The organism is Solibacillus sp. FSL K6-1554 (assembly GCF_038005185.1).
GTDB lineage: Bacteria > Bacillota > Bacilli > Bacillales_A > Planococcaceae > Solibacillus > Solibacillus silvestris.
Window position 1 is genome coordinate 3,195,010 of record NZ_JBBOSS010000001.1, and the last position, 25,059, is coordinate 3,220,068.

Annotated in this window: 27 protein-coding genes and 2 riboswitches; of the genes, 12 read left to right on the forward strand and 15 right to left on the reverse strand. The window is 37.0% G+C overall.

Annotated features, from left to right (window positions below):
• Positions 1–43: 43 nt before the first annotated feature.
• The 3 genes from MHB58_RS15930 (at position 44) to MHB58_RS15940 (ending at position 2,434) form a co-directional block, all read left to right on the forward strand.
• Entirely contained in the window at positions 44–904 is an 861-nt protein-coding gene (locus MHB58_RS15930) for a LysR family transcriptional regulator (RefSeq protein ID WP_340735578.1), read from the forward strand.
• 41 nt (positions 905–945) lie between these two features.
• A complete protein-coding gene (locus MHB58_RS15935) occupies positions 946–1,272 on the forward strand; it encodes a nucleoside triphosphate pyrophosphohydrolase (protein ID WP_340735579.1) in 327 nt (108 codons plus the stop codon).
• A 130-nt stretch (positions 1,273–1,402) separates the two neighbouring features.
• On the forward strand, positions 1,403–2,434 hold the full coding sequence (locus MHB58_RS15940) for a restriction endonuclease (RefSeq protein WP_340735580.1): 1,032 nt from the start codon (positions 1,403–1,405) through the stop codon (positions 2,432–2,434).
• 56 nt (positions 2,435–2,490) lie between these two features.
• Here the strand turns inward: MHB58_RS15940 and MHB58_RS15945 are convergent, their stop codons facing one another.
• The 5 genes from MHB58_RS15945 to MHB58_RS15965 form a co-directional block, all read right to left on the reverse strand.
• The gene (locus MHB58_RS15945) at positions 2,491–3,258 is read right to left on the reverse strand and encodes a hypothetical protein (RefSeq protein ID WP_340735581.1); all 768 of its coding nucleotides are present in this window, start codon (positions 3,256–3,258) and stop codon (positions 2,491–2,493) included.
• The gene (locus MHB58_RS15950; RefSeq protein ID WP_340735582.1) at positions 3,248–4,102 is read right to left on the reverse strand and encodes a hypothetical protein; all 855 of its coding nucleotides are present in this window, start codon (positions 4,100–4,102) and stop codon (positions 3,248–3,250) included. Before MHB58_RS15950 ends, MHB58_RS15945 begins: the two co-directional genes overlap by 11 nt.
• 4 nt (positions 4,103–4,106) lie before the next feature.
• Positions 4,107–6,026: a hypothetical protein gene (locus MHB58_RS15955; RefSeq protein ID WP_340735583.1), complete on the reverse strand. Its 1,920-nt coding sequence runs from the start codon at positions 6,024–6,026 to the stop codon at positions 4,107–4,109.
• Between the two features lie 408 nt (positions 6,027–6,434).
• Complete coding sequence (locus MHB58_RS15960; RefSeq protein WP_041865695.1) at positions 6,435–7,277, reverse strand: hypothetical protein; 843 nt, start codon at positions 7,275–7,277, stop codon at positions 6,435–6,437.
• A gap of 170 nt (positions 7,278–7,447) precedes the next feature.
• Positions 7,448–9,511 carry a choice-of-anchor I family protein gene (locus MHB58_RS15965; protein WP_340735584.1) on the reverse strand — a complete coding sequence of 688 codons (2,064 nt, stop codon included), beginning with the start codon at positions 9,509–9,511 and terminating at the stop codon, positions 7,448–7,450.
• 432 nt (positions 9,512–9,943) lie between these two features.
• Between MHB58_RS15965 and MHB58_RS15970 the strand changes: the two genes are divergently transcribed.
• On the forward strand, positions 9,944–10,246 hold the full coding sequence (locus tag MHB58_RS15970) for a YunC family protein (protein ID WP_339264660.1): 303 nt from the start codon (positions 9,944–9,946) through the stop codon (positions 10,244–10,246).
• A gap of 119 nt (positions 10,247–10,365) precedes the next feature.
• Here the strand turns inward: MHB58_RS15970 and MHB58_RS15975 are convergent, their stop codons facing one another.
• Positions 10,366–10,677: a hypothetical protein gene (locus MHB58_RS15975; RefSeq protein WP_008405307.1), complete on the reverse strand. Its 312-nt coding sequence runs from the start codon at positions 10,675–10,677 to the stop codon at positions 10,366–10,368.
• 563 nt (positions 10,678–11,240) lie between these two features.
• Positions 11,241–12,299: a nicotinate-nucleotide--dimethylbenzimidazole phosphoribosyltransferase gene (gene cobT / locus MHB58_RS15980; protein ID WP_340735585.1), complete on the reverse strand. Its 1,059-nt coding sequence runs from the start codon at positions 12,297–12,299 to the stop codon at positions 11,241–11,243.
• Between the two features lie 92 nt (positions 12,300–12,391).
• Positions 12,392–12,569, reverse strand: a riboswitch (cobalamin riboswitch).
• A 333-nt stretch (positions 12,570–12,902) separates the two neighbouring features.
• A riboswitch (TPP riboswitch) is annotated at positions 12,903–13,017 on the forward strand.
• A 148-nt stretch (positions 13,018–13,165) separates the two neighbouring features.
• Between cobT and thiC the strand changes: the two genes are divergently transcribed.
• Together thiC and MHB58_RS15990 are read left to right on the forward strand one after the other, a co-directional pair.
• Complete coding sequence (thiC, locus tag MHB58_RS15985) at positions 13,166–14,950, forward strand: phosphomethylpyrimidine synthase ThiC (protein WP_340735908.1); 1,785 nt, start codon at positions 13,166–13,168, stop codon at positions 14,948–14,950.
• A 21-nt stretch (positions 14,951–14,971) separates the two neighbouring features.
• Positions 14,972–15,139, forward strand: a complete 168-nt coding sequence (locus tag MHB58_RS15990; RefSeq protein WP_014822911.1) for a hypothetical protein — start codon at positions 14,972–14,974, stop codon at positions 15,137–15,139.
• Positions 15,140–15,448: 309 nt separating this feature from the next.
• On the opposite strand, the gene MHB58_RS15995 is transcribed toward MHB58_RS15990, so the two are convergent.
• The 6 genes from MHB58_RS15995 to MHB58_RS16020 all read right to left on the reverse strand — a co-directional run bounded on the left by MHB58_RS15995 (position 15,449) and on the right by MHB58_RS16020 (position 19,623).
• A complete protein-coding gene (locus tag MHB58_RS15995) occupies positions 15,449–16,372 on the reverse strand; it encodes an MBL fold metallo-hydrolase (protein ID WP_340735586.1) in 924 nt (307 codons plus the stop codon).
• A 27-nt stretch (positions 16,373–16,399) separates the two neighbouring features.
• On the reverse strand, positions 16,400–16,738 hold the full coding sequence (locus MHB58_RS16000) for a 4-aminobutyrate aminotransferase (RefSeq protein ID WP_340735587.1): 339 nt from the start codon (positions 16,736–16,738) through the stop codon (positions 16,400–16,402).
• Between the two features lie 28 nt (positions 16,739–16,766).
• Complete coding sequence (locus MHB58_RS16005) at positions 16,767–17,066, reverse strand: hypothetical protein (protein ID WP_340735588.1); 300 nt, start codon at positions 17,064–17,066, stop codon at positions 16,767–16,769.
• Positions 17,067–17,081: 15 nt separating this feature from the next.
• The gene (locus tag MHB58_RS16010; protein ID WP_065216835.1) at positions 17,082–17,312 is read right to left on the reverse strand and encodes a hypothetical protein; all 231 of its coding nucleotides are present in this window, start codon (positions 17,310–17,312) and stop codon (positions 17,082–17,084) included.
• 161 nt (positions 17,313–17,473) lie between these two features.
• Positions 17,474–19,048: a histidine kinase N-terminal 7TM domain-containing diguanylate cyclase gene (locus MHB58_RS16015; RefSeq protein ID WP_340735589.1), complete on the reverse strand. Its 1,575-nt coding sequence runs from the start codon at positions 19,046–19,048 to the stop codon at positions 17,474–17,476.
• 173 nt (positions 19,049–19,221) lie between these two features.
• Positions 19,222–19,623 (reverse strand): MFS transporter permease, encoded by a 402-nt coding sequence (locus tag MHB58_RS16020; protein ID WP_065216833.1) that lies wholly within the window; start codon positions 19,621–19,623, stop codon positions 19,222–19,224.
• Positions 19,624–19,942: 319 nt separating this feature from the next.
• On the opposite strand from MHB58_RS16020, the gene MHB58_RS16025 reads away from it, so the two are divergent.
• The 3 genes from MHB58_RS16025 (at position 19,943) to MHB58_RS16035 (ending at position 22,487) form a co-directional block, all read left to right on the forward strand.
• Positions 19,943–20,791 (forward strand): alpha/beta fold hydrolase, encoded by an 849-nt coding sequence (locus MHB58_RS16025; RefSeq protein ID WP_340735590.1) that lies wholly within the window; start codon positions 19,943–19,945, stop codon positions 20,789–20,791.
• The gene (locus MHB58_RS16030; RefSeq protein ID WP_340735591.1) at positions 20,784–21,971 is read left to right on the forward strand and encodes a SpoIIE family protein phosphatase; all 1,188 of its coding nucleotides are present in this window, start codon (positions 20,784–20,786) and stop codon (positions 21,969–21,971) included. The genes MHB58_RS16025 and MHB58_RS16030 overlap by 8 nt, the downstream gene beginning before the upstream one ends.
• 165 nt (positions 21,972–22,136) lie before the next feature.
• Complete coding sequence (locus MHB58_RS16035; protein WP_014822902.1) at positions 22,137–22,487, forward strand: hypothetical protein; 351 nt, start codon at positions 22,137–22,139, stop codon at positions 22,485–22,487.
• Positions 22,488–22,638: 151 nt separating this feature from the next.
• On the opposite strand, the gene MHB58_RS16040 is transcribed toward MHB58_RS16035, so the two are convergent.
• Positions 22,639–23,073 carry an NUDIX hydrolase gene (locus MHB58_RS16040; protein ID WP_014822901.1) on the reverse strand — a complete coding sequence of 145 codons (435 nt, stop codon included), beginning with the start codon at positions 23,071–23,073 and terminating at the stop codon, positions 22,639–22,641.
• A gap of 149 nt (positions 23,074–23,222) precedes the next feature.
• On the opposite strand from MHB58_RS16040, the gene MHB58_RS16045 reads away from it, so the two are divergent.
• Together MHB58_RS16045 and MHB58_RS16050 are read left to right on the forward strand one after the other, a co-directional pair.
• Positions 23,223–23,618, forward strand: coding sequence for an NUDIX hydrolase (locus MHB58_RS16045; RefSeq protein ID WP_014822900.1), 396 nt, complete (start codon positions 23,223–23,225; stop codon positions 23,616–23,618).
• Positions 23,619–23,697: 79 nt separating this feature from the next.
• Positions 23,698–24,138, forward strand: a complete 441-nt coding sequence (locus MHB58_RS16050) for an NUDIX hydrolase (RefSeq protein ID WP_014822899.1) — start codon at positions 23,698–23,700, stop codon at positions 24,136–24,138.
• Positions 24,139–24,179: 41 nt separating this feature from the next.
• On the opposite strand, the gene MHB58_RS16055 is transcribed toward MHB58_RS16050, so the two are convergent.
• A complete protein-coding gene (locus tag MHB58_RS16055; RefSeq protein WP_014822898.1) occupies positions 24,180–24,323 on the reverse strand; it encodes a hypothetical protein in 144 nt (47 codons plus the stop codon).
• Between the two features lie 173 nt (positions 24,324–24,496).
• Between MHB58_RS16055 and MHB58_RS16060 the strand changes: the two genes are divergently transcribed.
• Positions 24,497–25,012: a hypothetical protein gene (locus MHB58_RS16060; RefSeq protein WP_014822897.1), complete on the forward strand. Its 516-nt coding sequence runs from the start codon at positions 24,497–24,499 to the stop codon at positions 25,010–25,012.
• The last annotated feature ends 47 nt before the right edge of the window (positions 25,013–25,059 follow it).

Here is a 25,059-nt window from a genome sequence, read left to right on the forward strand (position 1 = left end):
CCGATAAAATTTTTTTATTGCACCGAAGAAGGAGGAGTTGCCTGTGAATATAAATGACGCCCAATTATTAATAGATTTATACAAAACAAAAAACATTACACATACCGCTAGCAATCTTTATACATCTCAGCCCGCACTAACATACCGGATTAAACAACTGGAGAAGAAATATAAAATCGAGCTAATTGTACGCGGCTCAAAAGGAATCGATTTTACAGAAGAAGGTCAAATTTTATATGATTATGCGAAACAGGTCATACATAATGAAAGATTATTAGTAGATCAGTTAGCCAACCTAACTGTAGATACAAGGGGTACCATTTCTATTGGTGCTTCCGGTTTATTCTCCTTATATCACCTCCCCAAAATATTGGATGAATTTAAACAACTTTATCCGAATATCTATATTCAACTAAAAACCGGATGGAGCAGTGAAATCAAAGAGTCACTGAATGCGGAGGAGATACATTTAGCAATTATTCGCGGTGATTATGCATTGAATGCCAAAAAGCATACACTTTTTACAGAAGAATTATTTGTCGTATCGAAAACACCATTTATAAAAGAGGATATTCCAAACTTACCGTTTATCACTTATAAAACGGATATTTCGTTAAGTCTTATGATTGATAAATGGTGGCGTACTTATTTTCAGCAACCTATCCGTCCCAGTATTGAAACCGACCAGGCTGCGACATGTAAAGAGATGGTGAAATATAATCTCGGGATTGCCGTATTGCCCGAAATCAGTATAGAAGGAGAAGAATTCTTTAAAATTTCATTGAACGATTTTGGAGAAGATATTTATTATAGAGAGACGAGTTTATTTTATAACCCGTATGTGGAGAAATTAAGACATGTTAAATTATTTTTGGATTTTTTAAAGGGACATTATAATAAATAGAATGGCTATGACAATGCCAAAAGTAAAAAGGGGGATCTCCAATGCCTGTTTACAACAAACTAGTACGCGACTTAATACCACAAATCATTGAAAAGTCTGGTAGTAAATTCACTACACGTATCCTACACTCTTCTGAACATTTGACAGAAATTAAGAATAAACTTGAAGAGGAGGTGCATGAATATCAAGAGACTACTAATAATCAAGAAGCCTTAGAGGAACTAGCTGACATTTTGGAACTAATCCATGCTGCCCTCCCTATTCATGAAGCGACTTTTGAAGATCTTGAAAAAATTCGGGTTGCAAAGAAAGAAAAGCATGGTGGATTTGAGCAAGCGATTTATTTGATAGAGGTTGAGGATGAGTAATTTAAGACTCATTACATCTAACCTTGATGAATTTATAAAACTATTCCAATTCAATTCAACCATTCCCTTGAATAAAGAAACACTACGAACTTATAGGGCTACCTATAAGCATGCAAATTAGACTTTTCCTTTGAGTAAGAAATGGAGTGAATCAGAAGAACAGGTAGCTATGTTCGGACCAACGAGCGGTGAATCATTAGCTCATGAAAGTCAAAAATCTTATCAACTAATATTAAGGAGTGTAACAATGGCCATCCCTACATATGAAAAATTTATGTATCCTCTTCTTGGCTGTTTAAAAGACAGGCAAGAACATACATTAAGCGAACTAAATGAATCACTTATTGAACATTTCAATTTAACAAAAGAAGATTTGAAAGAAATGATTCCTAGTGGTAAGAAAAGTTTATTTGGCAACCGTTTTGGATGGGCTAGAACTTACTTGAAGAATGCCGGACTAATAGAAAGTCCACGAAGAACAGTGTTTAGAATAACGGATAGAGGCTTATCTATTATTAACGATCCTACCATTACATATATTAATGATTCAGTATTAAAACAGTTTCCTGAATATCTAGCTTTCAAAAAAGGGTCTTCTTCAAGTGCTGATAATCAAATTGAAGCAGCAAATACTGATACATCAAAAACACCTCTAGAACTTCTAACTGAAAATTACTCCCTCATTAAACAGGCCGTCCAAGAGGAAATACTCGAAAAAATTATGAACAACACTCCCCAATTCTTCGAGCAGTTAATTGTCGATTTAGTTGTCGCAATGGGTTATGGCGGTTCCGTTGCAGATGCAGGTAAAGCTGTCGGAAAATCCGGTGATGGCGGAATTGATGGGGTTATTAAAGAAGACATTCTCGGTTTGGATAAAATTTATTTACAAGGCAAACGCTGGAGCAACCCGGTATCACGCCCTGACATCCAAGCATTTGTTGGCAGCCTTGTTGGGTTTAAAGCGAATAAAGGAATCTTCATTACAACTTCTCGCTTTACAAAAGAAGCCTTTGATTACGCAGAAGGTATCGACAAATCGCTAATCTTAATTGATGGCCAGCGATTAACAGATTTATTATTTGAATTTAACGTTGGTGTATCTAACGAACAAACTTTTACTATTAAACGAATTGATTTGGATTATTTTGAAGAGATGTAGCAATAATACAAAACGATCCATCCACTTATTAAAAATGGATGGATCATTTATATTTTTTATAAAGCTACCTTATTCGATTCAATGGTCGATACATCATAATAGTTGCTCAACGCTTTTAAAAACTCTTCCTGCAGTGCCTCATTATCTAATAAGGGGCTCATTAATACCGGGTAAGCCTTATTAAGCTCGAAAATAACGCGACGGCCATAACGTTCATCTTTTCCTAAGTCCGGACGATCTGTTATTTTCGCCTTCAAAATCTCGCTGACGCCGAGTTCATGTATAATCGTTAGGATTTTTACAAGGAAATCACCATTTCGGAAAATCGCATATTTAATAATATAGTTAAAGATGTCTAAATTCTCTACGATCAGTTCAGAGTACTTTTCTTTGGAAAAACTTAGCTCCTGCGCATCGCTAACATATTCAACTGCTAAAATACATTTATATACGTAGTTCTCCCAGTCAAATGTCTTTAGTACAATATTCGTGAATTCGCGGTAACTCTCCATAACTTGCGGGTAGTGTGTCACTATATAATCACGCTTTACTGTAACAAATAACGAATGCCAAAATTTCTCGCTAAAGTGAATATCACGGTCTAACTGTACATACGATTCTTCCATGACACGAAATGCTTCTAAAAAATCTTGTTTCTTTTGTGCTTCTGAACCTTTTCCCATATAAATCGGGAAATCAGGAGCATTTTTGATTTCGACATATTCATCTAAAAAGAAATCTTCGTCTACTACCTCACCTGCTTGAAATGCGACGTAAAGTAACTCATCCTTCTTATATCCATCCTTTAAAAGTCTAATCTTCATTTGCGACTAACTCCTTTACAGCCTTCACGTACTTTTCAATAATTTGATGCGAAATTCGGCCAATTACTTCATCAATATTATCTACGCTTAACTCCTCAACCGATTTACTTATCATTAAGTTATATAACTTATAGTCCAATAAATCCTCAGGCTGTGTAATTTGTGAAAGTTCTACGATATCGTCATCTTCTTCCGCATATGTGCCAATAAATCGCTCTAATGCCATTCGTAAACCTGTGTAGAGATACGGATTTATAAATGCACTCGCTTTCGCCATTGACTGGAACTGAACCTCTTCATCACGGAAATGAATAATGATACATTCCGCACCAAGTTCAAACTTAATCGCAGAGGAAAGTTGTGGATCTAAGCGCTTTTCAAATAAATCAAGCGGGTTCTTCATTCCCCCCTCAAACGTCACAATATTAGAGAAACCCAACATCGAGAATTTCGGTACGATAATGGATGATTTCAGTTGATTATAAAATTGATTTAACTCATGGTTACTATTAAATGAAATATCGGCCTTCGCAACAATATGCATTTGAATCGATGTCCGGCTTGATAGGGACATTCGATTTTTTGGAATCTCGACTTGTAAGTTATTCTGATCTAGTGAGAAGAATTTTGTATCTTTTGATTGGATTACTAGTAAGTACTGTGCTTCCCCTTTTTGTAAGAGGTTTTGCACAAATTCAGACGTTAAGTGATCCTGTATTTTAAATTTATATAAATCCCCATCTTCTTCAAAGCTTACTTTAATCATAAAGTCGCTTTCATCATAAGCAAATGTATTAGAAGAAAGTATTGGGTAGGGGAAATTTGCATCTTTTTTGTAAATCATGATGTTACACCTCTACATAGTAAATGAATTTTAATGATCGATTATAAGTTGGTTGAAGAGCTAGCTGTAAATTGACAATGCCTTTTTGAATTGATACGTTTTTAATAGCATCCTTTTCAACCTTACACTCAACATTTGTATTTTTATCGATAACTTTCACATAGTTTTTCAGCATATTAAATTCGCCCATATACTCTTTACCCATGCCATCCACTATGTTGAATTTTAAATTACAGCGTTTAGCCTTTGCTACATCCCCGTCGCCCGATAAATTTAATTGAATGATTTCCTGGTCATTTAACAACAAGCGTTCAACACGATAAGGATTAATTTTGAACTCATCCTTTAAATCATCTACCGCACCGTCTACATCGCCATTATCCGGCTTTGTCTTTTTTCTTCGTACGCCTGTATTAGTTGGTTTAACATTCTTTTCGTCTTTCTTCTTCTTGCGTTTTTCTTTTGCCGGTGCAGTATCTGCATTTTTTCCTTCATCGCTTGTCACGATATTTCGGCCATTTTTAATTTTGATAGCACCAAAAGAATCTGCTAAATTTTCTTTAAAATCCAGCTCCATTGTATATAAAAGATCCGACGTATTAATTTTTCCGTCAACAGGATTATGTTTGCGGACAGCTTCTTCAATGACCTTCAACAGCTCTTTTGTTAAATTATTAATAAACTTCCTTGCTTGTTTTTTTAACTCCGGATTTTTAATATCATCACTTGAGATTTGGGTATGTGATTCATTTTCAAGTGATTTCAAGTACACATCCTCATTACTACTGCCGATTAATACACCATTAAAAGGTTTTGTGGAGTTATTTTTCACCATAAAGTCTTCAATTTTCATACCGATTGTTCGAATGATCGCAACTCGCCCTTTTGGAATCTGCTCGTCATAATTGAAGTACAAATTAAATTTAAACGTTGAATTGCCATGAGGAATTTCAATAACCCGTGGTGTTTCATTTTTATATGTACGTACATATAGAGGCGTAAACACTTTTTTCATCGCCGAAATATCTTGCTCATAATATGCCGGGTTGTTTACTATCTCTTCAATCGTAGAGGCATCAATTACTAAATCATTAATATGTACAATTAATTTTTTCTCAAGAATTGATACAAAGAAGCTATCACATACCGAGCGAACAATTTCGTCTTCTTGATAAAAGCTTTTGCGTAAAAAAGGAATAACAATTTTCAGGCCGCGCGTTTGTTTTTCAAAAATGTCTTCAAAGTAATTTTCAAACGGCATAAACTTAGATCCTTCTAATTTAGCAAAGTAGCCCGTAGATCGATAATACTCATTTTGATATTGATGCTCAATTAGCTGAATAGTACCTCCTAAATGTTGCTCACCATCTTTGTCACAGTTAGCAAAAAACATCATATGTAAATCTGATGCTGCATTGGATGCAATTTTCCCTACACCATGTGAACCACCGCGAGAAGCTTCAAATTCTTGATCTTTTTCTTCGAAGTGAACGCCTTTGTTATATGCATAAATGCCCCATGTATGATCCTTTGAATTACTTTGACCGTACTTTGCACCAGTTAAACCACGTGTATTACTATCTTCAAACGAAATATAGCGTACCTCTTTATCTTCCAACGTTGCTTTCATATGGCTAATGGTCTCTTTTGTATAACCATTCCGCCCTTCAAGACTATGAATGCGTTCCGTAATTGAATCCATTCCAGGGATCAGTTTTCGGTTAATTTCGCCAAGTTTTATTTTTACTACGACCGGCTGCTCATTATCATCTAATCGCCCATCTAAAGAGTTTTGAATATTTTCTCTTGTTAAGCCTGCTACTCCTAAACTATAAAAACGTTCTAATATTTTATTGAAATTTGATTCTTCTATATTTGGTATTTTAGAAAACTGCCAATAAGAATCCGTATGTGATAACGTCATACTATATCCTCCAATTTATTACTAATACTTCCTAAGTATAGCGTAGTATATCTACAAAAAGTCCCCCATTATAATCCAATACTACTATAAATATCATAATAAATCTTTTTTCCATAACAAATTGTATTATTATTTTATTAAATAATTTTTCATTAATGAGTAAAGCCAATGAATATTTACTTATCGTAAAAATTCATTGGCTTTATTTTTCTAATATTGGCATTTTCACATCCGACTGAAGAAACGAACTATCTAAAAAAAGTAAAATGAGTCCGGTACATTACCCCGACTCATTTTACCCAAGCTATTTAAGTGAAATAAATGTGTATAACTTTAAGATGTCGCTCCCTCCTCCACTCCTAAAGATTTGGAACTATTCCCCAATAAAATTCACTATTTTAGTTCATACTACTCTCTCAACCCTTGCCAGCTTTGCACATAGTGTATTCCTACCCCGCTATAATAACGGTTTTTAGCATAATGACTTGCCACTTGATCGAGTACTTGGTTCATCTTGATTTCACCTTCAGCTGAAAATGTTATATAAGGCTCATATGGGAAAGGCATTGTTTCAACACCCATAACAACCGGAGTTTGATACTTCTTTGCATAACTCATTTCATTTTTTGTAATGCTCTTTAATGCGGCAACTGTATTGCGATAGGCCATGATGGAGACGCCGTCTGTATTCGCAATCATCCACTCTGCCAAGTTGCCTTCACCAAATTGGTTATAATATAGCACTTCATCATACCAGAATGGGATATCCGCCTCTAACCTTAGTTCTGTACAGCGTACTTTATAGAGGGCTTGTTGTATTAATTCTTGATACTGACTGACTGCAAGGTTTCGATTCTGTTCCCATAATGCAGATAAATAAGGCTCTACATCTAAATGGACTGCTGTAAATTTCGATGCAGGATATTCCTGATGGTATTGACTGATCCATGCCCATAACGCATCAAAATTTGCTGTATTCCAATAAGAACCTCCATCCAGTGCCTGCACTTCAATATTTGCTTCGCGCATCCTGTTAATAAAGTCTGCGTACATATCATTCGGTATTGCTGGATCAATCTGCAAATAAACGGTCGTTACTTCTTTTTCTATTAGAAACTGGATTGTTTGCTCATCTGTAATCGTATGGGTATGCCAAAGCCAAGTGGATTTTGTATTATTTTGCTGTGCCTGTGCATCATTCATTATAAAAATGACTCCTAACATCATAAAAGCAGCGATTATTTTTTTCATTTACATTCCCCATGTTCATTCGTAGTTGTTATTTTTAGTATAAATCATTGCACTTGTCAGAAGAAAGTATATTTCAAGAATTCTGTGAACTCTGGATCTCATGCAACGTTAAAAAAGTAAGCTCGCTGCGTTTTCCGCAGCGAGCTTGATAGATAGAATAAAACTTAATCTTATTTCAGCAATTTATCCAAAACAACAGCCGCCTGTGCACGTGTCAACGATTGCTTCGGATGAAACTCATTGTTCGTTCCTGTCATAATGCCGGCTGCTTTCAGTGAGGCAACGGCTTCCTTCGCATGAGCGGAAATATCCACGTCGTCTGTATAGACAGGCGCTTCAGCTGCTGTGATCTGTCCTGCCCCCTTCAACGCATTGTAGACCGCTACAGCGAATTCTTCACGCGTAATTGGTTTTGCTGCGCCGAATACTTTGTTGTTTAATGGACTGATGAACTGATTTTCCACTGCCCATGAAACAGCATCTTCTGTTGCAGATGCTTTTATGTCATTGAAATTCGTAGTGTTACTTGCCGGTGTACCCGCCAAACGGTGCAGCACCAATGCGGCATGTGAACGGCTAAACGGCTTGTTTGGCGCGAATGTTGTCTCATTTACCCCTTTAAATAAACCGCGCTTTGTTACGTTTGAAATAGCATCTTTATCCGGATGATTTTCAACGTCTTTAAATGCGATCGGATCGTCCATTACATTCAACACCGTTACCGTACCACTCACTTCATGACCAACAATTAACTGCGGCTTGTCATCCTTCGTAATAATAGCCATTCCTTCTGGTGAAACATCACCTTTAATATCATCCGAGAAGTCACGTAAGTTCAGATAGTCTACAAATTTTGCACTTGCCGGTTTTGTGATGTTGTACATCATGACACCACCGATGCGCTCCAGTCCAATGTATGCAAAGATTTCATCACCTACTTTGCCGATCTTTACATCTTCCGGCTCGGGTCCTTTTTTACCGCTGCGATTATCAAGTTTCACGTTCGTATTACTTGCGTTGAAATGTTCGGGATGGTGCTGTGCTGTCATTGTTTCAAAATCACTGCCGCTATCGAACACGACATCCATTGTCTCAGCATTAAAGATAGCAAATGAACGTGCACCGAAAATATAGTCCTGCCCTTCTACAAAACCGTCGTAGCCGGACGTATCATATGTCACAATTTCTTCGTCTGTTTCGATTTCATTCAAATGGAAGTTTTCGCTCTCTTCTTCGCCCCATTCACGTCCATCGCCTTCATTGGCCGTGACGAGATAATCTTTGCCGTTAATCGTCACTGTTGCCATTCCATCGGGCATATAGATACCGAAATAGTTTTCATTTTTAATCTCGATTTTGCCGTCTTTCAATAAGTCGATTTCATTGCCGGGCTTGCTGTGGTCTTTGAAGCCAAGCCCTTTCACAGACACCACTTCATTTGATGTTAAGTCAATTGTGGCAACGGCATTGTTTTCCTGTAACGCGACATACGCCATTGTGCTCGCTTCATTAACTGCTATGTATTCCGGCTCCAGATCTTCAGAAGCATTTGTATTTTTCTTTAAAATGACGTTATCCGCAACGAGCTCAGCACGTTTTTCTGCTGTATCGAATGCTTCGAAGAAAAGCGTTTCTGCTGTTAATGCGTCAAAGCTGTTTGCTGTATCAATGACAGAAATACTGCCTTTTGGGTCAACAATATCTGCGCCATAGCCTTCACGCGGCTCCCCCTCATTTGCTGTTAGAAGCTTCGTCCCGTCAGCTGTGAATATAATATTGTCCGGCTGGATGCCAACTTTTGTTGCGCCAAGAAGCTTGCCATCCCCCGTTAGTACAACAGCATAACCGGCAGTATTGTAGCCTTTTGCCTGTACCGACACCGCAATTACATTTTCTTTCGGGTGTACCGTAATGCTTGTTAAATCACCGTATTCAAATGTTTGGTCGAATGTGGCAATTTTTTTGGCGATATCGATCGAAAGGAAAGGCTTTAACGTAATGGCCTCATCTTTTGTATAGTTGAGTGAGATTGCTTCGATTTTCTTCGTTTCACCATTTACGATATACGTTGCATGGGTGTGCGGGTTATACGCAACAATTTCCGTGGTACCACCATCTTCATTTTGAACACCGGAATCATAACGTGCATCTAAACTTAACGCAGCTTCTGCGACAATGGCAGGCGTAGTGACCGCCGCTCCAATAAGAGCCGCAGCTAGTAATTTCTTAGACATAGACAACATTCCACCTTTACATTTTTTCTTAGTGTAAGGGTGGAATATTAAGTTCATATGAATTAATTGTAAGAGATTGTAAGTATTATTATCACCGCATGTAATTAAAGGCCGGGAAAGTAGAAAGTTCCGGCTTAAAAGTAGAAAGAATCAATGCAAAAGTAGAACTCTGCGTCATGAATATAGAACGAGGACTGGTGAAAGTGGAACAAACCGGCTCTAAAGTAGAAGGCTTCGGGATAAGTAGAAGATTCAAGCTTGAAAGTTGAACAGTTCGGTCCGAAAGTAGAACTTAGTACCTTATTGTAGAAAGTAAATTGAGAAAAGCAGAACAAAGCAGTCGCTCTTTTGAAGTAACCTGCATAATTTCCCCAAAAACAAGTACCAATTTCTAATTGTTTCATATGATTTATATGAAAGGGGGAGAAGGTTATCGTCTATACGGAAACGATTGATCTTCAAGGTCATTTATTTACTGCGGTAACGGTTCAATTACCTAAAACAACATTGCTGACAATTTCGAATGAGCATGGCTACATTATGTGCGGTGCACTCGATGTTGGTCTGTTAAATGAAAAGTTGGCCGATCGCAAAATCATTGCGGGTCGTGCAGTAGGTGTTCGAACGATCGATGACTTACTTAAAGCGCCACTAGAATCCGTGACATACGAAGCAAGAGCGTGCGGTATTGAAGAAGGTATGATTGGCGAAGAAGCGTTATTAAAAATGATTTAGTTAAATTGGAAGTTCTCAGGTGATGAGCTCCACCCCAAAAATATTTCCATGCAAAAAACCGCTCTTTCAATTTCTTGAAAAAGCGGTCTATCTATTTTTATTGACGTTATTACGTACAATTAGATTGCTTTATTATAATAGGAAGCTTTTGATCCTTTACTTCTTTTCACGGCTAGAAGCTCTTCTAATTTTTGAATATATTCACGGTCTGCCGATATTCTTGTAAGGCTTGTTAATAAATATGGTCTTAATCCGGAATTGATTTTTTGGCAACGCGCAAGATTGATCAAATACTTGGCCATCTTAAATGACTTTAAGTGCGTATGTCCATTTTTAAATTCCTTCTTCGTATTGACGACCATAAATTCCTGCTTGCGCCCTTTATAAAAAGGAATAATAATAAACTCATCTTTTTTGAAAATTTGATTCATATTATCCTCATCCTTTTCTCGAATATATTCAAAAACGACCTTTCACATACGGAGAAATAGTGATCACCCCGTTTCTCTTAATGCCCCTCCCGCCTCTCCTTTTTATTGGTCTTACTTCTCCTTACCCTATTTACCGGTTACTTTATTCCAAGTTCCATCCAAAAAGCACTTTTTTAGCTATTATTAACATTTCAAATATGTTTTTACATTTGGTTAATATAGGATATTGCGGAGGGGATACAATTGACAGGACAATCGCTTTTATTTCACTGAATTTTCTGTAAAATTAAATCAAGTTCTATTCATTCCCCGAATGTTTTGGTCGCACATAACATTTTCAGCGGATTGGATAGGGCTTTTCTTTATGATTTCTTCACTTACTCAATAAACAACATAGTTCCGCTTATTTGGTATTTTACTGGTAAAACAAATGGAATAGACTGAAAAACGCCATTTATTTCTATGGAATATCGAATTCATAAAAAAAGGCTACATTAAAAGTTACTATTACTTTTAATGTAGCCTTTTTACGACATTTTATTTTATTAATTTAATTTCTTTTTCTACTTGGCTACTAAAAGCGCGGCCGCTTCCTCCAATGTCACCATATTTGTAATCATGGAACATGCTGCATCTAGAATCGGGAACGCTAGTGCAGCACCTGATCCTTCTCCAAGTCTCATATTCATATGCAGCATTGGCTCTAATTCTAGAAGCTCAGCTGCAATTTTTGCACCCGGCTCTTCCGATAAATGTGACGGAATCAAATATGCTTTCACATTCGGATTTAACTTAGAGGCGATTAATGCGGAAACCGTTGAAATATACCCGTCAACAACGACCGGTACACGATTCGCTGCAGCTGCAAGGAAGATTCCGGCCATCCCGCAAATTTCCAGTCCGCCTACTTTTGCTACAACATCAATCGGATCTTCGGCGTTCGGCTCGTTCAAGGCAATCGCTTTTCGAATGACTTCGGCTTTATATTCGATGCCGCCAGCTCCGACACCGGCTCCAAAGCCCGTTACTGCCAGCGGATCACAGCCGTGAAGCACTGAAAGCACTGCAGCACTCGGTGTCGTATTCCCGATACCCATTTCCCCGGTACCAATTAGATTGATACCGTTTTGGATCGCTTCTGTTGCGACTTCAATTCCTACTTCAATCGCTTGAATCGCTTCTTCTCGGGTCATTGCTGGACCTTTCGCCATATTGTCTGTCCCGTATTTGACCTTTTTAATGATTACCCCAGCATCTTGAGGTAAATCTTCTTTTACACCGATATCTACCGGAATGACTTGTGCATTCGAAATTTTCGCAATCGTACACATCCCTGTCGTCCCTTTCGGAAATGATAATGTTTGGAAAACCGTTGTACTTTGCGGATTTGGCGTTACGCCCTCCTCATACACCCCGTGATCCGCAGCCATGACGATCACCGCTTTATTATCGATTTTAGGCGCAAGGTCACCCGTAATTGTGGCGATTTGCAGAGCTAGTGATTCGAGCTTCCCTAGGCTTTGTGGTGGTTTGGCTAAAGAGTCTATGTACGTACGTGCTTTTTCTTCCATTTGTCGGTCGATTCCTTGAATTTGATCAATTGTTTGCTGTAATAATTGCATATTTCGTTTCCCCTATCTAAATGTATTTTTGACAATAAAAAAGCCTGTAGTTTATTCGATAACAAATAAACTACAGACATATCCAGTGTCTATAACAGTAAGCGTATTAGGCAGGTCTCCTGGCTCAGATTCACAATTTCATAGCCCCTTCCCAGATGTAAATCCAGTGGGTTTTGCTATGAAACTCCTCTATACAGTGTTGGGATTACGCTAAAGCTTTTCACTTTATTCCCTATTCTCCCTTAAAGGGCACCTAATGCTTGATGAATTTATCATTACTTTACGACGAACGACTTTTTTCGTCAAGGGTGGGTTTTAAATAAGCAGGAATTAATAAGTTCTCTGATTCAGAATCATTGAGCGATGAATCCACCGTATACAACGAATTCTGACCCCGTTTTAAAATGTTGACTCATCTGAAATAATAATACGTTCGGGTTTTGTTTCTTTAGTCTTTTAACGTAGGGACATGCAGATGATTGTAATTTGCAAGCGAAATGAGTACGATATCAATGTTTGGTAATTCATCTAACTGCAAATAATTTTTTTAAATTTTCACTTTTATCTCAATGAAGTTTCATGTATACTAAAATCAAATTGAATAGAAATAACTAGGGGTGTCCAATAAGTTGGGCTGAGAAAGAAACACGTTGAAGTTTCTTAACTCTTGGGACCTGATCTGGATCATACCAGCGTGGGGAAGTTAGCATCGTATTATAGTAATACTACTTCTGTATACATATTAGCCGGGTCCGACCATTTATTGGACACCGGCTTTTTTATGTACTTCATAGCTTTTTAGCTCACCACTGTTGTGTTCTATCTCTTGTCCTTATATTCAAAAAAAGGAGAGATTTATTATGTCAATGTCACCATCTTCATTAAACGAACAAAGTATTTCCATCATGTCTAATTTTTCAGGTAGCAAAAAAGTATATGTAACAGGCTCTAGACCTGACATTAAGGTTCCAATGCGTGAAATCGAGTTAAGCCCGACTACTGGTACGTTTGGAGAAGAGGATAATCCTCCAGTACGAGTGTATGACACGAGCGGACCTTATACAGACCCTGATTATTCTGTCGATATTACAAAAGGTCTCCCTGCCCTTCGCAGTACATGGATTCAAGAACGTGGCGATGTGGAGGAATATGATGGTCGTGAAATCAAGCCTGAGGATAATGGTTATAAAGATGAAAACGATCCTCGTGCTAATCATAACGTGTTTCCTGGTTTAAAGCGGAAACCGTTACGGGCCAAAAAAGGGAAAAATATTACACAACTTCATTATGCAAGAAAAGGCATTATCACGCCTGAAATGGAATTTATCGCAATAAGAGAAAATATGAAACCTGAATTCGTACGGGATGAAATTGCAAAGGGTCGCGCGATTATTCCTTCTAATATCAACCATCCAGAATCAGAGCCTATGATAATAGGTCGTAACTTTCATGTAAAAATTAATGCGAATATTGGCAATTCTGCTGTTTCATCTTCCATCGAAGAAGAGGTTGAAAAAATGACATGGGCAACACGTTGGGGTGCTGATAATATTATGGACCTATCAACAGGTAAAAACATTCACACAACACGGGAATGGATTATTCGAAATTCGGCTGTTCCTGTCGGTACCGTACCTATTTATCAAGCACTAGAAAAAGTAAATGGTGTTGCTGAAGACCTAACATGGGAAGTTTACCGTGATACATTGATTGAACAAGCAGAACAAGGGGTGGATTACTTCACCATTCATGCTGGTGTTCTTTTACGATATGTTCCGTTAACAGCAAAACGTTTAACAGGTATTGTATCCCGAGGTGGATCTATTATGGCACAATGGTGTCTTCACCACCATAAAGAAAATTTTTTATATACTCACTTTGAAGAAATCTGTGAAATCATGAAAACTTATGATGTTTCATTCTCATTAGGAGATGGCTTACGTCCTGGTTCCATTGCTGATGCCAATGATGAAGCTCAATTTGCGGAATTAGAAACTCTTGGAGAACTAACAAAAATTGCTTGGGAGCATGATGTACAGGTTATGGTTGAAGGACCGGGACACGTGCCAATGCACCTTATAAAAGAAAACATGGACAAACAATTGGAAGTTTGTAAGGAAGCTCCTTTCTATACTTTAGGCCCTCTTACAACTGATATAGCTCCTGGCTATGATCACATTACATCTGCTATTGGAGCTGCAATGATTGGTTGGTATGGGACAGCGATGCTTTGTTATGTAACGCCAAAAGAACATTTAGGTTTACCGAATAGAGATGATGTTCGTGTAGGGGTTGTCACTTATAAAATTGCTGCACATGCTGCTGATTTGGCAAAAGGGCATCCAGGAGCACATAAAAGAGATGATGCCTTATCAAAAGCTCGTTTTGAATTCCGTTGGAGAGATCAGTTTAATTTATCTTTAGATCCTGAACGTGCAATCGAATATCATGATGAAACTTTACCTGCTGAAGGTGCAAAAACAGCACATTTCTGTTCTATGTGTGGACCTAAATTTTGCAGTATGAGAATCTCTCAAGATATTCGTAATTTTGCAAAAGAAAAAGAACTTGATACGAAGGAAGCTATTGAAATAGGTATGAAGGAAAAAGCTGAACAGTTTAAGCAATCTGGTGGTAACATATATCAGTAACTTTCTTAGGGGGTCATTAGGATGAAGGTTGGAAAAATTGAAGAGGAAATTAATCAGCTCAAAACTTACCTTGCTGTTTTGGAGAAAAGTTTAAAAGAAATCCAGCAAAATTGTGATCATCATTTTAAAGGAAATCAATATCATGAAAAATGTATCAAGTGTAATAAAGTAAATGTTTTATATTATTAGTAAATAAAAAGTGTCATAAGAAATAAGAGATTCCATAAAAACCTTGCCTTAATTATTTTGTTAAGGCAAGGTTTTTTAACTTTAACAAGTAAAGATAGTTTAGAGGGTGAATTTTGTCGTGCCATCTCCTTCTGGAAATGCTGGATCAATCTTTTCATTGAGGGCCATTTCTACCTTTTCAATTTCGTTTTGCCTGCCTCAACATACAAAACACGGCAATAATCCTTTTTTCAAATATGAAAATCACAAATTTGAATTCTGCTGTTCTGCGCTGATGATAATCTTTCAAAGCATTTAACAAACCACCAATTACATTCGAAAGGTCTCCCCGATCGCTAACGATTTTAATTGTTCATTTTCTAAATTCGCCTGCTGCCAATGAAAATACAATCGGTCAATCGCTTCCTTTGGCGTCTCATCTGCCAGCATATACGCTCCGTAATGCATTGGGATAAACACTTGCGCCCCTACATCACAAAACGCCTGGATTGCTTCTTCCGGTGTCACGTGGGAGGCATACATAAACCATTCCGGCTCATATGCACCGATTGGCATTAGCGCTGTATGTATGTTGAAGCGTTCGCCAATATCTTTGAAGCCCCGAAAATACCCGCTGTCTCCGGCGTAATAAATGCTTTGCGCATCTGACGCCGTTTGCAGTACAAATCCGCCCCAATGCGATGTATTCGTATCCCAAAGCATGCGTCTCGTCCAATGCTGAGCGGGAACGAAATGAATTTCAAGAGGACCTGCCTCATGCTTTTCGTACCATGAAAGTTCGATAAAATGGTGCAGCTTGTGACGCTTCATTAAATAACCGAGCCCTTCTGGAATGATAAATAGGAGATTGGGATTTCGTTTTTTCAGCTTTTTTAGCGTCGGTATGTTCAGGTGATCATAATGCGCGTGCGATATAAGTACGATATCAATTTCCGGCAGCTCATCTAACCGTAATCCCGGCTCGGTTAACCGTTTCGCCACACCCATCCAATATGCCCAAACCGGGTCTGTTAAAATATTGAGCCCTTCTTTTTGGATTAAAAAGGTTGAGTGGCCAATCCACGTAACAGACTGCTCCATACGGTTACTTTTTAGAAACGCAATCTGCTTTTCTTCACACTGCGGTACTTTGTAATCGACGACTTTCTTTTGCTTTGATCGCTGCCATTTCAGCACATCTTTAAATGTCCCGAGACAATCAATTTGATCTAAATTGGAAAAGCGTTTTCTCATCGCAGCACTCTCCTACTTCTTAAAAGCTTAATGATATAATTTCCTAATATGATCAACCTGCTTTGGTTTCATTATTAACCTTGCATAAAAGTAAACAAAAAAACTAATCCAAGTTCCGAGGCCAGTGAAACTGTTTAATCTAGTTGAAGTGAAATTTAAACCGCTCACAATATTTAATGTGTAAAACACGAGAATTCCAAATAATGCAACTGTCATCACTATATTTTTTCTTGCCATTTGTTTACGAAACAGCGCACTGCCCGCAATGTGTTCGCTGCTCCTTGTTTCTTTAATTTGTTTGACTAAAGCATAAAATAGACCTGCAATAATGATAAAAACTACTGCATATCCGATTATTTCATCCATTTGCACTACCTCCGTTTCTTTGCTCCTATCACGAGTAAAGTTCTTTTAGCTTTTCAGGCAATGTTTTATGCAGAATATATCCTGCTAAACCCAATCCAATCAAAATTAATACAACTTCAAAAACCTTAGATAACCAAACAATCTGGATTGCATCTGTAAAATTGGAACCACCAATAATGATGAGTATCGCTACAGCCCATGCACCTAAAAATCCGCCACCACCCTGTAACCATTCTTTTTTTGATAGCTGTTTAAAAATCTCTCTGTTTTTATAAAATTTCACAATCAAAAATAGCGATAGTAACCCGCTCAAGATCCATCCTACCATGCCAATCCCTCTCTTTTAGATAGTTGATTTTGATTCTTTCATTTTCCCAACCTTTAAAATCGATATTAAATTTACGATGAATAAAAACAAAAATAGGACAAAGGAAATCCCCGCTAACCATTTAGCATCGATTGACGGCGGGTTCATAATAAGCTGTATATTTTTAATTAAGAAACTTGCACACATGATTTGAACAAGGATTAAGCACATTCTTATAGTAATCAGCATTGAATGACCATGGACCATATCCAACCCGCCTCCCACCCAACATATAGTTATTATTTTACTATGCTAACATATTCTCCTAAGTCCAGATAGTATGGATTCAGGCCCCTAAGCTCCCAGCACACCTCCCACCAATATAAAAAACCGGCATGAACTTCTCCATGCCGGTGGTTCAAGCTACTTTATTTAATTACTCCCTTACTTCCCATATACACTTTCACACGGTTGCGTCCTTCTTCCTTCGCCGCATATAAAGCGGTATCTGCTTTATGCAATAGCTGATACAGTGTCTCTTCTGTCCAGTCTTTCACTTCAGCAACACCGATACTTAACCTAGCCGAAAGATTACCCGCTTCCGTCATGAGTGGCGCCTTCTCAACGGCACCCCGAAGTCGGTCGGCTATTGTTATACCCTCAGCTTCTTTATATCCCTTCAGTGCAATGACGAATTCTTCCCCGCCATAACGAGCAAAGAAATGCCCTTCCTGCAATTGTGTTTGGCAAACCTTCACGACATGTACGAGCAGTTGGTCCCCAACATGATGCCCATACGTATCATTCACTCGTTTAAAATAATCGATATCCATCAAGAGAACCGTAAATGGCAAACCTGTTTCTCTAGCTGCCTCAAAATCCTGTTCACATTGCTGTATAAATGCGCGCCGGTTATAAATCTTAGTCAGCTCATCATTATATGCCTGCTGCTCCAATTTTTCCTGCAGCCTTTTGATCTCGGTAATATCCGTAAAAACTAACAACAACCCTTTTCTATTTCTCGCTTGATCTAATGAAGTAATCCTGACTTGATAAATCCGTTCCATCCCTTCAGAACATAACTTTATCTCTTGGGTGGCGATTCCATCGGTAACTAATTTGAATGGCAGAGCCTCCCCAGTCTGCTCCTTCCAAAACTTCACAAAGTTATTGCCGAACATCGATTTGTTCAAATTCGGCAACATCGCTTTTGATGCTTGATTGAACTCGATGAGACGGTATGATTCATCCAGTACGATGGCTCCATCATTGATACTATTATAGATCGTATCTTTCGCAATCGGCATAATCCGAAACAGCCGAGATGAGTTAATCGCCCATAAATATAATAATGAAGAAAGCCATAAAATCATCGGTACCGGATCAACTCCTGCCGGTGTGAGTCCGTTCAAATAAAGAAAAGCCGTCAGCATCGGAACTAGCTGACCAAACATTAATGCGATCAATTGTGGACGGTATGCCTTCCCCGTTTCCTTCCAATGAGAGATTAACAGTAAAAAGGCGACAAACATGCTGGCAAATGTGTAGACACCGTGCACCATATACCATATGCCAATTTCCTGGTAAACGAAAGGTGCTCCTAAATTCGGATCCAGCTCAAATACGCGATAATGAAGATGATGCCAGTGATTTGTCGCTACCATAATAATTGTAATAAACGGAATAAGAAGTATGAGCATGCTTCTTCTAAACGACAGCTTAAATCCTAAATAGCTCATGACATACAATAAGCCTAATGTTGCTGACGTAGGCATCCCGATGTAGAGAATGGTGTTCCAAAAACTGATTTGTTCAAGCGTCGTTGATATTAAAGTCATGGCCGAAGCAAAACAGTAAATGCTAATGGCAGCTGTATAGAAAATAAAATAATTTGCGATATTCGTATATTTATGACGTTTGCTAAAGGCATAAAGACATAAGTACAAATTCAATACGCCCGACGTACAAACAAGCGTAATATACATGGTCAATTGCGAACCCATTATTGGTTTACCCTCTCTTAATTAACACTTTTTCCTTATAATGTAGCACATTATAAAAAATAAATGGACATTTTATTGATATAATAATTGTAGAATTAGGGGCTTTCGTACCAAGATACGGAAATTTCTTCCTGTCCTTTAATGACTCGAATTTACACTGGGCTTTTTGGGCGTTAATTTAATTGCATTTTTTCAATACGCGCTGCTTGAATACGTTTGCCAATGATGCCATATACAATTGTCATCAACACAACACTAGCGACCATCACTGAAATACTAGGAACAATAAACGCTTTACTCATGGAGAAAATGACTTCTGTACGGAACCAGCTTTGGAACGGTATACCAAGACCTAAAAGTACAGCGAAGAATCCGATTTTCACCAAAATATGCTTCCCTTTCATTTTACCAATCATCGTATTAATCATTAAACGTAATAACGCCAACCCTGATCCAACAAAAAAGAATGTCACTAAATATCCTTTCACCGCTTCATCTAAAATAAGTGCTTTCCCCAAAAATCCGATTAATATAATACTAGCAATTGCCATTAATAGTTTTGATAATTTACTCATTGTTTGCTTCCTCCTCAAAATTGAACACATTGTTCATTTCTATGATTAAATTGTAAGACGGATGGGTGGATGAAGCAATGTACAATATTGAACACATTGTTTATTTTTCGTTAAATATCTCTCACTACTTCTATTTTCAAATGAAGTTCACAAAATATAAATTCATAGATTATCACTATAAAATAGTCATATTCCTTTACTTATATCCTAATTTCATACAGAATGATTGTTAAATAGGAAGTTAACATGATGCTTAAAAATGTTTAAACATATATAAATCAATATGTTATAAGTGACCATTTGAAGGGAGGGCTATTTCATGATTCAAAATACGTTTAAACGTAATAACGTACATATTCGTGGTAACGGTAAAAAACCTTTAATATTCGCTGCGGGATTTGGTTGCGACCAAACGGTATGGAATGATGTTTTTCCTGCTTTTGAAGAAGATTATCAAGTGATTTTATTTGATTATGTCGGGTTTGGAAAATCAGATATTACCGCTTTTGACCTTATTAAATATGGTGAACTGGCCGGTTATGTGCAAGATCTTTTAGATATTTGTGAGACGCTCGATTTAAAGGAAGCTATTTTTGTCGGCCACTCGGTAAGCAGCATGATTGGTTTATTGGCTTCGTTATCGAAACCGGAGTCTTTCTCACAACTGATCATGATCGCTCCATCACCAAGTTATATAAATGATCCCCCTGAATATTACGGGGGTTTTGAAATGAAAGACTTGCTCAGCTTAATGGACTTGATGGAAAAAAATTATATCGGTTGGGCCAATGCTTTCTCGATTACATTATTGAACAATACAGCAAATGCAGATGTGGCAAAAGATTTGGAAGATCGCTTCTGTTCAACCAATCCTTTATTTGCCAATACTTTTGCAAAGGCTTGTTTTTTTACTGATAATCGTCAAGATATTACGAAAGCTACGGTACCTTCCCTTATTTTACAATGTTCGGAAGACGTCATTGCGCCAAGGGTAGTTGGCGAGTACTTACATGCGAATATGCCAAACAGTACGATTGCCTATATGAATGCAATCGGTCACTGTCCACATATGAGCGACCCAGAGGAAACAATTTTTTTGATTAAAAATTACTTATTGGAGCATTCTATGCCCCTTATCGGTGAGGGCGTGGGAAATTTAAATGAATGAACTTATAGAAAACGCTCCGTGCGGTTTCATCACTTTATCTTCAGAAGGTGAAATTCTTACGATAAATAAGACATTGCTAAATTGGCTGGACTATCCATCATCTGAGCACTTTATGGGAAAGCATTTTAATATGCTATTATCTCCTTCCTCTCAGATTTTTTGTCAGCTTTATTTAGTCCCACTGATTAAAGTGAAGCATACTGTAGAGGAAATGTTTCTGACATTACATACCGTAATGAAAGAGGAAATTCCTATATTATTAAATGCATCTTTCCACGATAATCATCAGTTAACCTGTGTCATCTTTCCGATCCAAAATCGCAGTGCATTGGAAGATGCGCTCATTAATGCTCGGAAGATGACCGAAGATGCCTACCTAGAAAAAGAACTGGCTCTTTTAGAATTGGAAAGAAAGCAACAGGATCTCTTGCAGGCTAATCAAATCAACACGAAAATCATGCGCGAAACTGAACGTGATTTACAGATTGCCAAAAAAATTCAGGAAACCGCATTAACGAAAGATATTACTAATGACAATATTGAGATTCTGTCTTATTACCGTGCTTCCAAATCATTGTCAGGCGATATTTTTGGATTTTATCAAGTAACGCCACAAAAATACGCGATTATTTTATTGGATGTTATGGGGCATGGGATTTCATCGGCCTTAATTACGATGTCCCTTCAATCGATGTTCCAGAAGTTAATATCACGGGAAGCAGCGCCTGAAAGCGTATTGCAGGAGCTGGACCAATACTTGCACGATTTATTTCAAAACAACCAGGATGCATGGCATTACTGTACAGCAATCTATTTAAACATCGATATCAGCACACAGACGATTGAATATATTAATGGAGGCCACCCTCCTGCCATCCTACAGGAAGAAAATGGTGCACAGCATGAGCTAGGTGCAACCAATCCGCCGTTAGGAACATTTGAAAATATACTTTTTAAATCGAGAACATTGCACTATGAACGCGGGACAAGAATTCTTTTGTATACTGATGGGGTTTCGGAAGCATTTGAGTTAAACACTTTAAATCATTTATTGAACGAATCCATCTCCAGTCCATTAGCACAGACAAAAGAGATTATACAGAGCGCACTCGAAAACAAGGAAACGATCTATAGTAATTATAATAACGATGACCAATGTTTTATATTGGTTGAGTTATGATTGAAAAACAGTGAGAGAGGCTTCCCACTGTTTTTTTCATTTTCCTATTATCTCCCCTATCGTTCCCCGTATTAAATACATCATGTAGCATTTACCAAACTGCAATCAAAACGAAGGATAATAACAATACGTATCCGAAATATTAAACAGTGGAGGTGCTTAGGTATGAAGCAATTCATTTTAATAATAAGTCTCATTTTGTTAACTGCTTGTTCAAATGAAACACATTCAATTTACGGTGAAATAAAATCTATTGAAGCAGATCACATCAATATTGAATGTTCAGATTTAGTTAGAAAATTAGATAAGAGCAAAGATGATATCGGTTATTCTTGTGCTATTAAAATAACCGACGAAACGATGATTAAAACTCAAGCTGGCGATGCATTAACATTTGAGGAATTAGCTGAAAATAATGAGGTTTCAGTATCTATGGAAGAACCAATAAAAGTAATCGCTGTTTCTGAAAGGCTAACATTCATAGCTAAAGAAATAACGGTATTCGAAAACAAGTAATAAAAGCTTAGAAGTTTTTATCTTTAGGTGTTAATAAACCCCTTATTCAATCGAATTAGGGGTTTTGGTTCCTATAATCGGGAATATGATTGTATTAAAATGTGATTAAAGTGGCATTGAGGAATGTTTTATGTATAAAGTTTTATATTAATTAGGCAATATTTAAATACTGTTTTATTAAGTATAAATGATGTTCATGGAAAAGATGCTTTTCTAAATAATTGAATTCGACCCAACGCATTGTTTCTTTTTCAATCGGTTCAGCTACCTTTTCTAGTAGTTCACAAACGTAAAGTATTCCAATATTATGCTGAGAATCTTTGGGATATTTTTCTGAAACCCAATGTCTTTCCGCTTTACCTATAACTTCAACGATTTGGATTTCATGACCTGTTTCTTCAATACTTTCTCTTAATAATGCAAGTTCAGGAGATTCTTTTTCTTCTACTCCTCCCCCAACTAAAAATAAATTTCCGTCGATATCTTCTACACATAAAAATTGTCGATGGTCATTTTGAATAACAGCATATGCTCCAGTTCTTTTCCAATAATTCAAATCATAATTACGCTCCCCAAAACTTTTCATACATACCCTCCAATTTGGCATTTAAGGTAAATATTATAACATTAAATTCATTATCAAAGAATCGGTTGGTACCATTTCATAATATATCTGATGTTAAAAAAATAGTGTTATAATCAACAATAAATAACAAAATATAGGAGGTTGAGGTTATGCAATACAAGCTTTGGAATGGTGCCTCAGCTATTATAATTAGAGACAATCGTGTATTAATGATACGTACAATAGATTCAAATAGTTGGAGCATACCTTCAGGGGGAGTAGAAGATGGCGAAACCGTAGAGGAAGCTTGCATACGCGAAGTTGCAGAAGAAACTGGTTATGAAGTTAAGATAGTTAAAGAGTTACATACAAAAAAGACAATTATAAAAGAATATAAGGTAACAACAAAATATTTTTTATGTGAAATAACTGGTGGTGATATTCAATATAATGACCCAGACGAAGAAATTGAAGAAATCACATGGATGAATCGTAATGAAATTTCAAAGTTAATTTATACATACCCTGAAGATCAAGAAGTTATTGAACAACTATTATCATCTTAAAAAAATCTTCATCAATCGAGCTCTTTCTTTATTAAGAATTGTAGAAGGAAGAATAGATTCTAATCAAAAGGAGAAAATGATGAACTATATTAAATCACTTAGAAGTATTATCGGAACAAGACCAATTATTGCTCCTGGTTCAGCAATAATTGTAATGAGTAAGGAGAATGAATTATTACTACAATTACGTTCAGACACAAAAGATTGGGGAATTCCCGGGGGCGGGATGGAGTTGGGCGATAGTTTTGAAGAGACAGCTAAAAAAGAATTGTATGAAGAAACGGGGCTTATTACAAATCACTTAGAAATTTTAGGAGTAGCTTCTGGTAAGGAGTTTTATTATAAATTTCCTCATGGGGATGAGATCTACAATGCCACTGTAATCTTTAAGGCTAGCAAGATAACCGGAAATATAAAAAAAGATGAAGAAAGTTTGGAGTTGGCTTACTTCCCATTAGATTCTTTACCAGAATTAAATTATACTACCCAAAAGATTTTAGAAAAGATTGGATACATATAAAAGTTCCGAAAGCGGTGTTGGAGACATTTTAATAAGGTTGGTTACACAAAAGCCTTCTTTGAATGCTCGGATAAAAGTTCTCCTTTCGGTAATTCATCTAACTCCACCTCGATAAAATCATAGATGTTATAAATAGGGATCCCAATAATAAATAGTAAAATGAATACAACAATCCCCTTTTTCATTTGTCATCTCCTTCCTCTCATTTCCGTAAACTGTCCGTTAGTTGAAGTATATCTAAGACGTTTATCTTTCATTATTAAATAATAATCACCTTCCCAAACTCGATTCAAATAGCAACTACATAAAACCACCCTTAAATGGTAATATTATTACATAAATTATTGGGGGCGTTATGATGAAATTACATAAGATTTTAAGTATTATATCTATTCTATTCATACTAAATCTAAGCGCATGTTCAAAAGAGGAAGTTAAATATAATGGGGAACCTTTAGAAATCGCTGTAATTGGGGATCTGCCAGAACTAAATAATGAAAAAATTCATTTTGAATCAATTTCATTAAAAGAACTTAGCGAAGATACAGTACAGATTTCAACAAATTATGATGCAATTATGATTACACCATTGATGTTTGAAGAAGCTTCAAATGATCGCTTTGTCGAAGTGTATAATAATACGAAGATCCCCTTTATCTTTTTTGATTCTGAAAAGACGGATCTTCCATTTACAAATGGTGGGCTTACATACGAATCAGCTCGATGGGAATCTTTAAAAAACGGGTCTCATACGACAATATATCTTTCCGATATAAATGCTAACAGAGAGGATGCTTGGTATTTCTATTTAAACGATAAAAAAGAGTTAGATGTTCTTTATAAAGAGATTTTTGAAAAGGTTGAAATGTTATAATTTATAAATATCATTTAGAAAGCAGGTTAACATCTAATCCTGCAAAT